Genomic DNA, 12,555 nt, shown 5'->3' with positions numbered 1-12,555 from the left:
GCGATGGCCCATGCGCCCGGCCACGGAGGGCTCCGTGCGCGAGGCCCCAACGGGCCATGCACACATCACTCATGCACCCCAGCCGGTCCCCATCCGTAACGCCGGTGTGCGGCTGCGCGGCGTACTCATCGCTCCCGTCCTGGCCGCCGCCTGCGCGCTGCTGATCGCCGGTTGCGGCGGAGGTACCGGACCCGATGCCGCGGCATCCGTGCAGCCCACGGCGGCCGGTGCGACCCTGCGATCAGTCCCTCCAGCAGGGCCTCGAACACGCCGTCGCCGCCGCCACCCCGGGAAGCGATGGGAGACGGTCGGCCAGGCGCCGAACTCCTGCGGCATCTCCCGCCACTGCCCGCCCGTCTTGAACCGCCAGATCACGCCCTCGAACTCTGGCGCAACCGCTCGGGGTACGGGCCATATTCACCAATCGGCAGGTACGGCCCAATGAACTCCCACTATTGGTTGGTCAGTTGTACTCGCGTCACGCAAGATGACCTACCGGATCAGACCTCGGAGCGAGGGCAAAATCCCGCAAATTGATCACGACCCGATACGTGCCAGGTAGGCGCGGCCGCACGTATTGGCCGGAACGATGTGCGCCAAATCACCCACCCCTCCGAGCGGGCGTTCACACATGCAAATCCTGACGCCCTCCTGGCCCGCATCGCCGACCGCGAGCCGCACCTCCGACTCGCGGCCCAACGACCAGAATTTCCGGCCGCGTGTACTAGGATCCGCCGCTAGCATCACTCGATCGACCGTTGCTCACCCAATCGATAGGAGGCCCGATGATCGGCGTGCTCGTGACTTTCACGCAGACCGACAAGTTCGATCGTTCAACTCTCGCAAAGGTTGCCGGCGAACTCCGCGGACCGTTCGAAGGCATGGCCGGCCTTCGCTTCAAGAGCTTCATGCTCGACGAAGACGGCGTTCAGGCAAAGAACTTCTACGTGTGGGATGACGAGGAGAAAGGCCGCTCCTTCTTCACGGAGGAGCTCGTCGACAAGGTGACGGGGATTTATGGCGTCCGGCCCAAAATCGAATACCTCGATATCGTGGGGTTCGTCGACAACTCTGGCACCTGATTCTCAAGAAGGCTGTCACACAAACCTGCGCTGTCCAGGCCGTTGGGGACCATCTGGCAAGCCACAGAACTTCCTCACCTGCGATCGAGACCGACCGCTGCTGCAGCCCTGCAGCCCCTGACCTGCGCGACTGACAGCGGCGCCTATCGCTCCGACGGGCACGGCCGGGCTGCCCACGAGCCGAAGACGATGTTCCCCCTGCTCGCCTCGCGCGGGATCGAGCGCCGCGGCCGCGAGAACGTCGCCTTCAGGGCGATCTGCGCACACCAGGCCCCCCGACGACGGACGATCGCCCGCTTCCGGGTCCGCCACCCGGAGGCCCTCGCCCACCTCTTCGGCCAGGTGCTCGGCCTCTGCGCCGAGGCCGGCCTGGTCGAGGTGGCTGTGCTCGCCGTCGACGGCTCGAAGTTCGAGGCCTCGGCCCCCAGCCGCGGAGTGATGCGCGACGGGCGCCGCTCCGGCCCCGAGCGGCCCCGAGGGCCTGCACTGTGCGGGTCGCAGTCGGCTCGGGGCGTGTTGCCCGCGCGGTGGAATCCGATCAGACGGGCCAGGGCGGCGAAGCCGTCGTCGGTGCCGGGCCATTGGGCGCGTACCGCGTCGATTCCGGATCGCCGTACGACGGAGCGCAGGGCCAGCCACTTGCCGAAGCGTTCGAGGTCGGCCTCGGACTCCTCTACCTCGGCGTAGGTGGCGTTGCCCCGGGCGGTCTCCTGCTTCAGCTCCGTGAGGAGTTCGGGGGCTCGCTCGACGACTTCGCCGTACGCGGTGTCGCGCCCGGCGATGATGGGCAACTTCCAGGTCACCTGACGGCTCCCCGAGCGCCCCTCCTTCCACGACCTCCGCCCGGCGATCAGACGCTCCGAAGGCGACGGGCCCGGGTGTTCGGATGCTGGACCCAACAAGAACCTAGACGGACACCCTCCGGAAATCAACTACAGATGTGGCCGATCAACCATGGTTGATTCCGCAGGTCGTAGCCACTAGGGTCTCGTCCCAGCGATCACCAGCCTGCCCGAAACGGACCGGCAACGACCGCTCAGAAACGACTGGTTGACCGACCATCATCCCTCGTTTCATCCCGGCCGACGGCGCTCGGGGCCAAGGGGCACCACGAGGCAGAACACGTCGGCACCGGGGTCGTGAAGAGAAACTCACAATGCTTTAAGGGGAAGAGCGTGAGCAGCACCACCCACAGGAGCCATCTGCAGAATCGTCCACGGCCCCGTCCCGGTGCCGGCGCCTACGCCGCACCGGGCAGCCGCGTCCACGAGGCGGCGGAGGATCTGTGCGGAGCGGTCTTGACCTCGCTACGGCGCCGGGACCAGCGGGAGAAGGGACTGCAATACGTACAGGGGCTGCTCGCGACCCCCGGCCGCAAGTCGATCCGGAACATCGCGCAGCAGATCGGAGGGGCCGCCACCGATCAGAGCCTGCACCATTTCATCGCCGGGTCCACCTGGGACTGGCGGCCGATCCGTACCGCGCTCTCCCAGTATCTGGAGCAGTCCTGCCCGTTGACCGCGTGGGTGGTCCAGCCCATGGCGATCCCGAAGGGCGGGGAGCACTCCGTCGGAGTGGGGCGGCAGTACGACCCGCAGCGCGCGCAGATGTTCCGGGGGCAGCAGGCCTTCGGAATCTGGTTCACGTCGGCCGATGTGGTCACCCCGGTGGGGTGGCGGCTACACCTCCCGGAGGAGGAGGGCGACGGCTTCGGGGAGACCTACGAAGAGTGCGCGGTGACCGGCATATTGGAGGCTGCGCGGCAGGTCGGGCTGCCTCCGCGGCCGGTACTGCTGGACATTCAGAACATCGGCACCCGCTCCACGATGAATCGTTTCGCCGATGCGAGACTTCCGGTACTGGCCCGGGTCAGCCCGGACGCGCGGCTGCTGGTGACCGACCCGGCGCTGCCCGGCCACGGTGCGGGTGCCGTGACGGCCTCGGAGGTGCTGCAGAAGGTGAGGACGCTCCGCACCCCCGTCAAATGGGCCGACCCGATACACCCGGGACGGCCGCGCACCACACTGGTGGCCGCCGTACGGGTGATGATGCCGGACCCCGCGCCCGCGCGGCGCCGGCATCTGACCCTGCTGGGCGAATGGACCGACGGACACCGCGCGCCCTCGCAGCTGTGGCTCACCGACCTCACCCAGCCCGCGCCGCTCACCCCGGCCGCGCTGCTACGGCTGACGAAGCACATGGGCCGGGTGTCGGCGACCTCGGCCCGCAGCGCGCAGGAGGTGGGGCTGCGGGACTTCGCGGGGCGTTCACTGTCAGGGTGGCACCGGCACGTGACGATGGCTTCGGTGGCGCACGCGGCGCGCTGCCTGTCGGAAACCGGGGTGTCGGCCGGGCAGGGCCTCGCCTGAGTACCGACAGGGCGCCAAACTGCGGCTTCCCCCTCTGCGGCTCGCCGGTGCGCGCCGCCCTGTGCGAAATCGACCCGCGCCCTGGATCGCGCGCGTGCGGCCCGCTCAGGACGTGATGGAATCCGCCTCAAGGAGTCCGGCGACCGAGGACAGCAGCGAGACGAGGTCCGCGACATGGGCAGCGATCTCGGTGGAGGCGTACAGCTCCGCGTTGCCGTCGAGCACGATGTCCAGGCCGTGGCCGTCCATGCGGTCGTACACGTTGACGGTCAGGTCGTCGACGGGGCCCGGGCGCAGGTTGTGCACCGTGGCGGGGTGTCCCCCGTATCCGAGGCCGTAGTTGAAGGACATGATGTTGATGTCGGGGCCGAACTGCCTTCTGCCACCGGGCAGGGCGGGAAGCTCCCGCACCAGACGCTCCTGCGGATAGCGCTGGTGCGCCATTGCCTCCCGTAGACGGTCCGAGGCCTGGGCCGCAACCGAGGCGAAGTCGAGTTCCGGGCTCAGCTCGAAGCGCAGCGGGACCACATTGGTCAACATGGCCGGGACGCGCCGCAGCAGGGGTTCCGTGCGTGCGGTGACCGGCAGGCCGACGACCAGGTCCCGGACTCCGGTCGCACGGTGGAGCCAGACGGCGACGGCGGCCATGACGACCTCCGGCCAGGTGACGTCCAGGTCGCGGGCGGCCGAGCGCAGGGCATCGAGGTCCGCGGGTGCGAGGTGGCCGGATTCGCGGTGGGAGGCCTGGGTGCGGGTGGGGTGCCAGTCGGTCAGGGCGACCACCTCTCCCCACCCGGCCATCCGGTCGAGCCAGAACCGACGGTCCTGCGCGAACTCCTCCCCGGCCTGGTAGGCGGTGTCGGCGGCGATGGCCTGTTCCAAGGTGCCCGGCGGACGGGGGCTGCGGGGGGCACCGGTGGCCAGCGCGGTGTAGACGTCCGCGACGTGGGAGGCGATCAGTGCGAAAGCGAAGCCGTCGACGGCCACGTGGTGCGCCGCCCGGTACCAGAGGGTGCGCTCGGGCCCGATCGCGAACAGCGCCCACGTGAAGAGCGGGCCCGTAGCCAGGTCGTACTCCTCGGCCAGGTTGTCGGCCATCCAGCGTTCGGCCGCGGCGCGCGGGTCCGGTTCGTCCACGAGGTCGAAGCAGTGCAAGGTCACGTCGACCGTGTCGTCGATGTACTGGCACAGGCCCTCCGCGCCGATGCCGAAACGGGCGCGCAGGGCGGGGGTGGCGGCCACGACCTCGCGCAGCGCCGCTTCGAACAGCACCGGGTCGACGGGGCCCTCGATGTCGCAGTACTCGGCGATGTTGAACGAGCGCTCGTCCGGGTTGAGCTGCTGCGCGAGCCACACCCCGGTCTGCGCCAGAGAGAGGGGCAGTTCCGCGGTCATCGGGCGACCCTCAGTTCCGAGACGAAGGCGCAAATCGTGTCCACGGTTCGGAACTTCTCCGCTATGGGTGTCTCTCCGAGGATGACGACATCGAAATGCTTCTCGATGGATCCACCGAGCCGGGCGACGGAGAGCGAATCGAGGATTCCCCATTCAATCAGCGGAGTATCATCTTCCACTTCTTCCTGCCCTTTCAGCAATTCTTCCGTGATGAACTTCTTGACGAAATCCCTGACGGGCTCGACCGTATCGGTCATCTCCTGCGCCGGCATGTGCATCTCCTCGTACCTGACATGAATGGACACTGCTGATTGACTTTCCAAGGACCGCCGAACAGGCTACGGCCGCCGAAATCGATCACATTGGACTGAAGAGGAGACCGAAGTCTCATGCTGCTCCACGAACTCGTCCGGGACACGGCCCGCCGCACCCCCGAGGCCCTGGCGGTCTCCGCGCCGGACGGCCAGGCGAGCTACGGCCGGCTGGACGCGCTGGCCGACGAACTCGCCCTCGCCCTGGCGGGCCGGGGCGTACGCGCCGGCGACCGGGTCGGGATCTGGCTCGACAAGTCGGTGGCCGCCATCGCCGCGATGCAGGCCGTGCTGCGGCTCGGGGCCGCCTACGTACCCCTCGACCCGCAGTCCCCGGCACAGCGGATCGCCGGACTGACGGCCGACTTCGCGCCTGCCGCCCTGGTCACGACCCCTGACCGGAACGCGTCGGTGGCCGGTTTCGCGGCCATCGCGGACACGCCCGTGCTGTCGTCGTGGCCGGACGGAACGCCCTGGTCGCGGCTGCCCGCGGCGGGGGCCGAAGCACCGGAGGTGGTGCTGCCCGGGCCTGCGGCCGACGGCGACGATCTCGCCTTCATCCTCTACACCTCGGGGTCCACCGGCGAACCCAAGGGCGTCTGTCACAGCCACAACACGGCTTGGGCCTTCATCTCCTGGGTCGCCGAGGCCCAGCAGGCGCGGCCCGGGGACCGGTACGCGAATCACGCACCGTTCCATTTCGATCTGTCGGTGAACGACATCTATGCGCCCTTCACCGTCGGCGCTTCCGTCCACCTGGTTCCGCAGGAGACCGCTTACTCCGCGAAAGGGCTGGTCCGCTTTCTCGTGGACCGCGAGATCACCGTATGGTATTCGGTTCCTGCCGCGCTCCTGTTGATGATGCGCCACGGCGAGCTGCTGGAGACGGATGCGCCGGCGCTGCGCAGCCTGATGTTCGCGGGCGAGCCCTTCCCCATCGGCCCGCTGCGTGAGCTTCGGGCGCATCTTCCGCACATTCGGTTCACGAATCTCTACGGGCCCGCCGAGACCATCATTTCCACCGCCCACGACGTCGGCGTGATCCCCGCCGACCGGGTGCGTCCCGTCGGGATCGGCAGCGGTGTCTGCGGGAACACCGTGGTCGCGCTGCGCGAGGACGGGCAGCAGGCGGGGCCCGGCGAGGAGGGCGAGCTGGTGGTCAGCGGTCCGGGGGTGATGCTGGGTTACTGGGGACGTTCGCCGGTGACCGACCGTACGTACGCGACCGGCGACATCGCGCTCGTGCTGGAGGACGGCAGTTTCGATTTCGTCGGACGGCGCGATGTGATGGTCAAGGTACGCGGCAACCGCATCGAACTCGGTGAGGTAGAGGCGGTGCTGCAGAGCCACGACGGGGTCGACGAGGCGGCGGCCGTGGTGGCCGACGCCGGCATCGACGCACACATCGTCGCGTTCATCGTCGTCGCCGACGGACATGATCCCTCCCTGCTCGATCTCAAGAAGCACTGCGCGCAGCAGCTTCCCCGGCATTCGATCATCGGCGCCGTCCACCGGCTGCCGTCACTGCCCCGCAATCCCAACGGCAAGGTCGACCGCCGGCTGCTGACTGCCCGGGCCTCCGCGCAGGAGCCGGCCGGCGCCCACTGACCGGCGCCCGCTGACCGGATCCGCGCCGGACCGGCGGGGGTGCGCCCGGCCGCCCCTGGGGACGGTCAGCGCACTTCCGCCTGGTCCGCGTCGTAGACGGCGTCGCCGTACACGTCGTCGACCCACGACTTCTGGTACACCGTGTCCAGATAGCGCTCGCCGAGGTCCGGCGAGATCGCCACGGCGGTGACCGGCGTGTCGGGGCGGTACCTGGCCAGCCAGCGCTGGGCCCCGGCGACGACCGTGCCCGTGGAACCTCCGAAGAGGTAGCCGCTCCGGGCGAACCGGCGGCACATCCGGATCGTCTCGGCCTCCGAGACGATCACCACGTCGTCGAGGTACGAGCGATCCAGCAACTGGGGCCGGACGCCGGCGCCGAGCCCGGGGATCATCCGGGCCCGCGCGGGGCCGCCGAAGGTCACCGATCCCTCCACGTCGACGGCCACGATGGTCACCGGCCGCCCCCGAGCCCGGAAGTACCTGGCGCATCCCATCAGCGTGCCGGTGGTTCCCGCTCCTACGAACAGCACGTCCAGGCCGGGGAACCGCTCGGCGATGGCGGGCGCGGTGGTCCGGTGGTGTGCCTCCCAGTTGTTGACGTTCGTGTACTGGTTCAGCCAGACGTAGCGGGCGTCCGAGGCGCACAACCGACGTACGTGGTCCAGCCGGGCGGCCAGATATCCGCCCTCCGCGTCAGGCTGTGTGACGGTGTAGACCTCGGCGCCCATCGTCTCCATCAGCCGCCGCGTGCCGAGGTTGCACCGGGTGTCGGTCACGCAGAGGAACCGGTAGCCCTTGTTCGCGGCGATCATGGCCAGGGCCACTCCGAGGTTGCCCGAAGAGGACTCGACCAGCACGGATCCGTGGTGGAGCAGTCCCGACCGCTCGGCTTGCTCCACCATCGCCGCGGCGGCCTTCAGTTTGATGGAGCCGGCGAAGTTGAACCCCTCGCACTTGAGGAGCAGTTCGGTGCCGATGACCGGCCGGAGGTCGACGTACAGGTCCTCCGTGTTGAACTCCTGGGGAGAGGTGATTATCGGCAACGCGGCCACCCCGTCTCACTCATCGTCGCCTCGTGCCGAGTCGGAGCCGTAGCGGCTGGTCTCGTGGAAGAAGTTCTCGATGACGTTCAGTTCACCCAGCGCGCTGACCGTGTCGTAGACGTGCTTGCCGACCGCCAGGTCGAGGACTCCGAGTCCGAACGGCGAGAAGATGACGGGCCGGCCGGTGGGCACGGTGACCTTTCCCGACATGACGTCGTACAGCGTGCCGTCGATGAAGTCGCGGTGTCCCACCAGCTGTTCGGCCAGATGCGGCGAGGTGTCGGCCTTCAGGCAGTGCTCGATGTCGTCGACCACGTTGACCGACTCCAGCACGATCTCGGGCGACAGGTCCCGCAGCGATACGTGCAGGACCACCGGGTTGTGCGCGAACCAGGTGGTGTCGGTGACGTGCGGCGCTCCCGCGACAGTGGCGAACACCAGGAGGTCGCAGGAACGGATCAGCTCCTCGGCACTCTCGTACACCGTGACCCGCCCGCCGGTGGGCGTGCCGGCGCCGGTGCGCTCCAGGTACGAGCGGAAGCTGTTGGCGTGCTCGATGTCGAGGTCGTGAACGCCGATCTCGTCGAAGGACCAGCCCGCGCCCGCGAGGTAGCCGTGGATGTAGCGCGCGATGAAGCCCGTCCCGAAGAAGCCGACCCGGCGCGGGCGGCCGTCGCCGCGACCCCGGGTGAGCCAGTCGGCGGCGAGGGCGGCGGACGCGGCGGTGCGCGCCGCGCTGATGATGGAGCTCTCCATACAGGCGATCGGGTAGCCGGTCGCCCGATCGTTCAGCACGGCGACGGCCGAGGCTCGCGGGATGCCCGAGTGGATGTTCTCCGGGAAGCTGGAGATCCACTTGATTCCGTCGATCTGGGTGTCGCCGCCGATGGACGCGGGCAAGGCGATGATCCGCGATGTGGGGCGGTCGGGGAAGCGCAGGAAGTACGACGGCGGGTTGACCGAGTCGCCCTCGCCATGCACCCGGTAGGCCTCCTCGATCAGCTCGATGACGTGCTGCTCCCGGCCCGCGAGGACATCGTGGACCTGTGAGCCGGTGACAACGGCGAAGGGAGGTATGGATGCGTTCATAGGGTGGGTGGCTCCGTGTCGGAAAGTGGTGGGAGGACGTACGCACGTGCGCGCGACCGAGCGGGCCGGCGTCAGGGGCGCGCGGCGGGGTGATGCGTCGGGGAGCAGGCCGCGAGACGGACGGGGGCGCCGAGCACCATGCCGATCTCACGCTGCCCCTGGTAGGGCTCCCGGCTGTGCGCCATACGGATGTTGTCGACCAGGAGCACGTCCCCTGCCTGCCAGGGCTCCCGCAGGGTGGCCGCCTCGTAGACCTCGTTGAGGATCTGCACGGTGGCCGCTTCGATCGGCGAACCGTCGCCGTAGCGGGTGTTGAAGGGAAGCCCGTCCGCACCGAACTGCGCCACCAGGAACTCGCGGATCGACGGCTCCATCGTCCACTCGTTGAGGAAGGCGACCTGGTTGAACCAGACGCGCTTGCCGGTCAGCGGGTGGTGGATGACGGCGGAGCGCCGCTGGGCCGTCCGCAGGCTCCCGTCCGGCTGCCAGGCGAAGTCGATGCCATGGGCCTCACAGTACTTCTCGGCGGCGGCCTCGTCGGCGGCGGCGAGCGCCTCCTGCCAGGGCACACCCACCAGGCTGTTGTACGAGCGGACCAGCGTCCAGCCCACCTCCACGAACCGTTCGACGAGCGCATCCGGCAGCGCGTCGAGCACGGCTTGGCCGTCGGCGAGGCCGGTGATCCCGCCCTGGGAGGGCGGCGTGAAGCAGCCGATCGTCAGCAGCCTGGGGAACTCCAGCGCGTAGCTCAGCTCGTGGTGCATGCACATCGGCTGATCGGGCGGCCATTCCAGGGAGGAGACCACCGGTCCGCCGAGCGGCCGGCGGCGGGCGAACGCCTCCGTCTCGTGTGCGACCGTACCGCCCGACAGCTTGTCCCCGACCAGGGCGAGGGAAGCGGCGTCGCGCACGTCGAGGCCTCGGATCAGTACGGCGCCGTGCACCAGCAGCGCGGCCTCCAGGGCCGCCCGGTACTCCTGCGTCCAGTCCCCCAGATCGGCGGGGGCGACTGAGTCGACCCGCAGGATCGCCGGCTTGCCCGGGGCCAGTTCCAGGCCGAGCCGTTCCGAGCCGGCCTGTTCGACATCGGTCATGCGTTCTCTTCCTTCTTCTCTTCCTGCTTCTCCGCCTGCTGGACGTGCTCGTCGATGGCGACGGCAAGGCTCGCGAGGTCGGCGCGGCCGATGATGTCCTCCAGGCGTGCGGCGCCGCCGAGAGCGGCCCCGACCCGGACCGCGGACAGCGAAGTGCCACCGGACTCGAAGAAGTTCATGTCACGGGTGATGTCCGCGAGGGGAATGTTGAGCACTCGCGCCCAGACCTCGGCGAGCCGCAGCTCGCTCGCGGTCCAGTCCGCTCCGAAATCCGTCGGCCGGCCGGGGTCGGGCACCCCTGCTGGCGGGGCGGCCGGGGCGGCCGCCTCCCGCCGCAGCGTCTTCTTGTCGATCTTTCCGTTGGCGGTCAGCGGCAGCGCCCCGCGGTGGTGGAACAGCTGGGGAACCATGTACGCGGGCAGGGACTCCCCCAGTGACCGGCGCAGCAGGTCCGGGTCGAGGGGGGCGTCCGAGGCGTAGAAGGCGACCAGGTATTCCTCCTGGTCCGCGCTCTGTGCCACGACGACGGCGGAGTCGCGGACCCCGTCGACGCGCACCAGATGGTTCTCGATCTCGCCGATCTCGATGCGGAAACCCCGGATCTTGATCTGCGCATCGCGCCGACCAAGGAATTCCAGGGTGCCCTCCGGCAGCCAACGGCCGAAGTCGCCGGAGCGGTACAGCCGCTCCCCCACCCGGTGCGGGTCCGTGCCGAACGCCGTCGCCGTACGCTCGGGATCGTTGATGTAGCCACGGCCCACGCACACACCGGAGAAGACGATCTCGCCCGGCGCCCCGAGCGGGACGGGTTCCGTCCGCTCGTCGACCACGTACACCCGCACATTGCGGACCGCCGAGCCGAGCGGCACCCGCTCGTGGACCGGAACCCGGTCCATCACCTCGTGGTTGGTGTCGTCCGACGTCTCTGTGAGGCCGTAAGCGTTGACCAGCTTGATGTCGGGGAAGGCCGCGAACCAGCGCTCGGTCAGCTCTTTCTTCAGAGCCTCCCCAGTTGTGGAGACGCTGCGCAGCCGGCCCAGCGGACGCGGCTCCTCCTCCAGGTGGCTGAGCATGACCTCCAGATAGGACGGAACGACCTGGAGCACCTCGACCCCGCCGTCGACGAGGGTGTCGACGTAACGCCGGATGTCGAGGATCTCCCGCTGCCCGACGATCAGGGTCCGAGCGCCGACCAGGAGGCCACTGATCAGCTGCCACAAGGAGATGTCGAAGCACTGGGGCGCTGTCTGGGCGACGACCTGACCCGGGCGGATGTCCAGGTCCTCGATCTTGGCGAGCAGGTGGTTGAGCATCCCCGCGTGCTCGCACATCGCCCCCTTCGGCTCCCCGGTGGAGCCGGAGGTGAAGTAGACGTAGGCCAGTTGGCCGGGGCCGACCGGTATGCCGGGGTCGGTGTCCACCGCCCCGTCGACGGCATCGTCGATGAGGAGGTAAGCCGCGGGCTGGTACGCCACGAGCGCCTCGTCGAGGGTGGTGGTGCTACCGGCCTCCGTGAGCACGAACCGGCACTCGCTGCGGGCGAGCATGGCGCCGATCCGGGCGGCGGGAAAGTGCGGCTCGATCGGCAGGTAGACACCCCCGGCCTTGAAGACCGCGAGTGCCGCGGCCAGCCAGTCGAGATTGCGCTCGGTGACCACGGCGACCACGTCCTCGCTCCGCAGCCCGCGGTTCAGGAGTGCGTGGGCGATGCGGTTGGTGCGGCGGTTGAGTTCGGCGTACGTCCATGTGGTCCCGGCGTGTACGGCGGCGATCCGGTCGGGGTGGCGGCGTACGCATTCTTCGATCAGCTCGTGCGCACGACGGTTCGGGAACTCCCGGCTCGGACCCGCCAGACCGTCGATCTGGTAGGCGAACTCGTCGGCGGAAAGCAGGTTCCGGGTGTGGTGCTCGGCCGTGCTGTCGGCGACCAGCCGCTCCAGGGCGGTCATCAGGTACCCGGCGATGCGCTGCGCGTACGAAAGGTCGAGTACGCCGGGGTCGCCGGCCAGCCGCAGGCACATTCCCTCCGATGCACCACAGAAGGCGACGCGCAGGACGATCGACTCCTCGAACTCCAGTGTGCGCAAGGGCTGTTCGTGGGTCAGCGCCGAGAGGTCGAGCACCACCTCGTAGAGGCCCCGGGGGAGGGTCGGCTGCCCCACCGCTTGGCGGGCGGCCTGGACCAGCTGCTCCCATCCCCCGTCCGCCACGGCCACGAGTACGGGCGCCGGCTCCGGCGCGGTGTCGCTGTCAGTGTCGGTGTCGGTGGGGGAACCCGGGTCGATGTACCCGGTCAGCACGTCCTGTTCACCGGAGAGCGAGGCCAGCACCTTCGCGTGGACGGCCAGGAGTAGGGAGGCGACCGGGACCCCGAGGCGGTCCGCGAGGGCCTCGAGTCCGCTGGCCAGAGCGGCGGGAACGTCGCACGCGTACTCGGTCGTAGGCGTATCGGCATGCAGTGGTTCCCGCCGCCATCGTGGGATGGCGGTCGCGATTGCCGCTCCGCGGTGCGGGTCGGCGTCTGTCGGTGTGCCCATCGGTTCAGTGCCTTTGCCAAAGGGTGG

10 protein-coding genes and 2 pseudogenes are annotated in these 12,555 nt (G+C 69.2%); 4 read left to right on the top strand and 8 right to left on the bottom strand.

Going from position 1 to position 12,555, the window contains the following annotated elements:
• Nucleotides 1-224 precede the first annotated feature (224 nt).
• Nucleotides 225-443, bottom strand: a pseudogene (locus OG429_RS34050) (transposase); the annotation flags it as partial.
• Between the two features lie 342 nt (nt 444-785).
• Between OG429_RS34050 and OG429_RS34045 the strand changes: the two are divergent.
• Together OG429_RS34045 and OG429_RS41555 are read left to right on the top strand one after the other, a co-directional pair.
• On the top strand, nt 786-1,082 hold the full coding sequence (locus OG429_RS34045) for a hypothetical protein (RefSeq protein WP_328929098.1): 297 nt from the start codon (nt 786-788) through the stop codon (nt 1,080-1,082).
• 189 nt (nt 1,083-1,271) lie between these two features.
• The gene (locus OG429_RS41555) at nt 1,272-1,769 is read left to right on the top strand and encodes a transposase (RefSeq protein WP_405681305.1); all 498 of its coding nucleotides are present in this window, start codon (nt 1,272-1,274) and stop codon (nt 1,767-1,769) included.
• Here the strand turns inward: OG429_RS41555 and OG429_RS34035 are convergent.
• Nucleotides 1,700-1,885, bottom strand: a pseudogene (locus OG429_RS34035) (Chromate resistance protein ChrB); the annotation flags it as partial. The gene OG429_RS41555 and the pseudogene OG429_RS34035 sit on opposite strands and share 70 nt — an antisense overlap.
• 399 nt (nt 1,886-2,284) lie before the next feature.
• On the opposite strand from OG429_RS34035, the gene OG429_RS34030 reads away from it, so the two are divergent.
• On the top strand, nt 2,285-3,451 hold the full coding sequence (locus OG429_RS34030) for an IS701 family transposase (protein WP_443051318.1): 1,167 nt from the start codon (nt 2,285-2,287) through the stop codon (nt 3,449-3,451).
• A gap of 105 nt (nt 3,452-3,556) precedes the next feature.
• Here OG429_RS34030 and OG429_RS34025 read toward each other — a convergent pair whose 3' ends face one another.
• Together OG429_RS34025 and OG429_RS34020 are read right to left on the bottom strand one after the other, a co-directional pair.
• On the bottom strand, nt 3,557-4,846 hold the full coding sequence (locus OG429_RS34025) for a condensation domain-containing protein (protein ID WP_328929096.1): 1,290 nt from the start codon (nt 4,844-4,846) through the stop codon (nt 3,557-3,559).
• Entirely contained in the window at nt 4,843-5,118 is a 276-nt protein-coding gene (locus OG429_RS34020) for an acyl carrier protein (protein WP_328929095.1), read from the bottom strand. Before OG429_RS34020 ends, OG429_RS34025 begins: the two co-directional genes overlap by 4 nt.
• A gap of 117 nt (nt 5,119-5,235) precedes the next feature.
• Between OG429_RS34020 and OG429_RS34015 the strand changes: the two genes are divergently transcribed.
• Nucleotides 5,236-6,765 (top strand): amino acid adenylation domain-containing protein, encoded by a 1,530-nt coding sequence (locus OG429_RS34015; RefSeq protein WP_328929094.1) that lies wholly within the window; start codon nt 5,236-5,238, stop codon nt 6,763-6,765.
• Between the two features lie 65 nt (nt 6,766-6,830).
• Here the strand turns inward: OG429_RS34015 and sbnA are convergent, their stop codons facing one another.
• From sbnA to OG429_RS33995, 4 genes are all read right to left on the bottom strand, one after another.
• Nucleotides 6,831-7,808 carry a 2,3-diaminopropionate biosynthesis protein SbnA gene (gene sbnA, locus OG429_RS34010; RefSeq protein WP_328929093.1) on the bottom strand — a complete coding sequence of 326 codons (978 nt, stop codon included), beginning with the start codon at nt 7,806-7,808 and terminating at the stop codon, nt 6,831-6,833.
• A gap of 15 nt (nt 7,809-7,823) precedes the next feature.
• A complete protein-coding gene (gene sbnB, locus OG429_RS34005) occupies nt 7,824-8,897 on the bottom strand; it encodes a 2,3-diaminopropionate biosynthesis protein SbnB (RefSeq protein ID WP_328929092.1) in 1,074 nt (357 codons plus the stop codon).
• Nucleotides 8,898-8,968: 71 nt separating this feature from the next.
• Entirely contained in the window at nt 8,969-9,991 is a 1,023-nt protein-coding gene (locus tag OG429_RS34000; RefSeq protein WP_328929091.1) for a TauD/TfdA family dioxygenase, read from the bottom strand.
• Nucleotides 9,988-12,528: an amino acid adenylation domain-containing protein gene (locus OG429_RS33995; RefSeq protein WP_328929090.1), complete on the bottom strand. Its 2,541-nt coding sequence runs from the start codon at nt 12,526-12,528 to the stop codon at nt 9,988-9,990. Before OG429_RS33995 ends, OG429_RS34000 begins: the two co-directional genes overlap by 4 nt.
• Between the last annotated feature and the right edge of the window lie 27 nt (nt 12,529-12,555).

The sequence above is a fragment of the Streptomyces sp. NBC_00190 genome (assembly GCF_036203305.1).
Lineage (GTDB): Bacteria > Actinomycetota > Actinomycetes > Streptomycetales > Streptomycetaceae > Streptomyces.
This window is presented reverse-complemented; position numbering and strand designations above follow the sequence as displayed.

Coding starts and splice junctions, on each gene's coding strand:
- OG429_RS34045 (WP_328929098.1), top strand. CDS start 786: ATGATCGGCGTGCTCGTGACTTTCACGCAGACCGACAAGTTCGATCGT.
- OG429_RS41555 (WP_405681305.1), top strand. CDS start 1,272: ATGTTCCCCCTGCTCGCCTCGCGCGGGATCGAGCGCCGCGGCCGCGAG.
- sbnB (WP_328929092.1), bottom strand. CDS start 8,897: ATGAACGCATCCATACCTCCCTTCGCCGTTGTCACCGGCTCACAGGTC.
- OG429_RS34000 (WP_328929091.1), bottom strand. CDS start 9,991: ATGACCGATGTCGAACAGGCCGGCTCGGAACGGCTCGGCCTGGAACTG.
- OG429_RS33995 (WP_328929090.1), bottom strand. CDS start 12,528: ATGGGCACACCGACAGACGCCGACCCGCACCGCGGAGCGGCAATCGCG.
- OG429_RS34020 (WP_328929095.1), bottom strand. CDS start 5,118: ATGCCGGCGCAGGAGATGACCGATACGGTCGAGCCCGTCAGGGATTTC.
- OG429_RS34015 (WP_328929094.1), top strand. CDS start 5,236: ATGCTGCTCCACGAACTCGTCCGGGACACGGCCCGCCGCACCCCCGAG.
- OG429_RS34025 (WP_328929096.1), bottom strand. CDS start 4,846: ATGACCGCGGAACTGCCCCTCTCTCTGGCGCAGACCGGGGTGTGGCTC.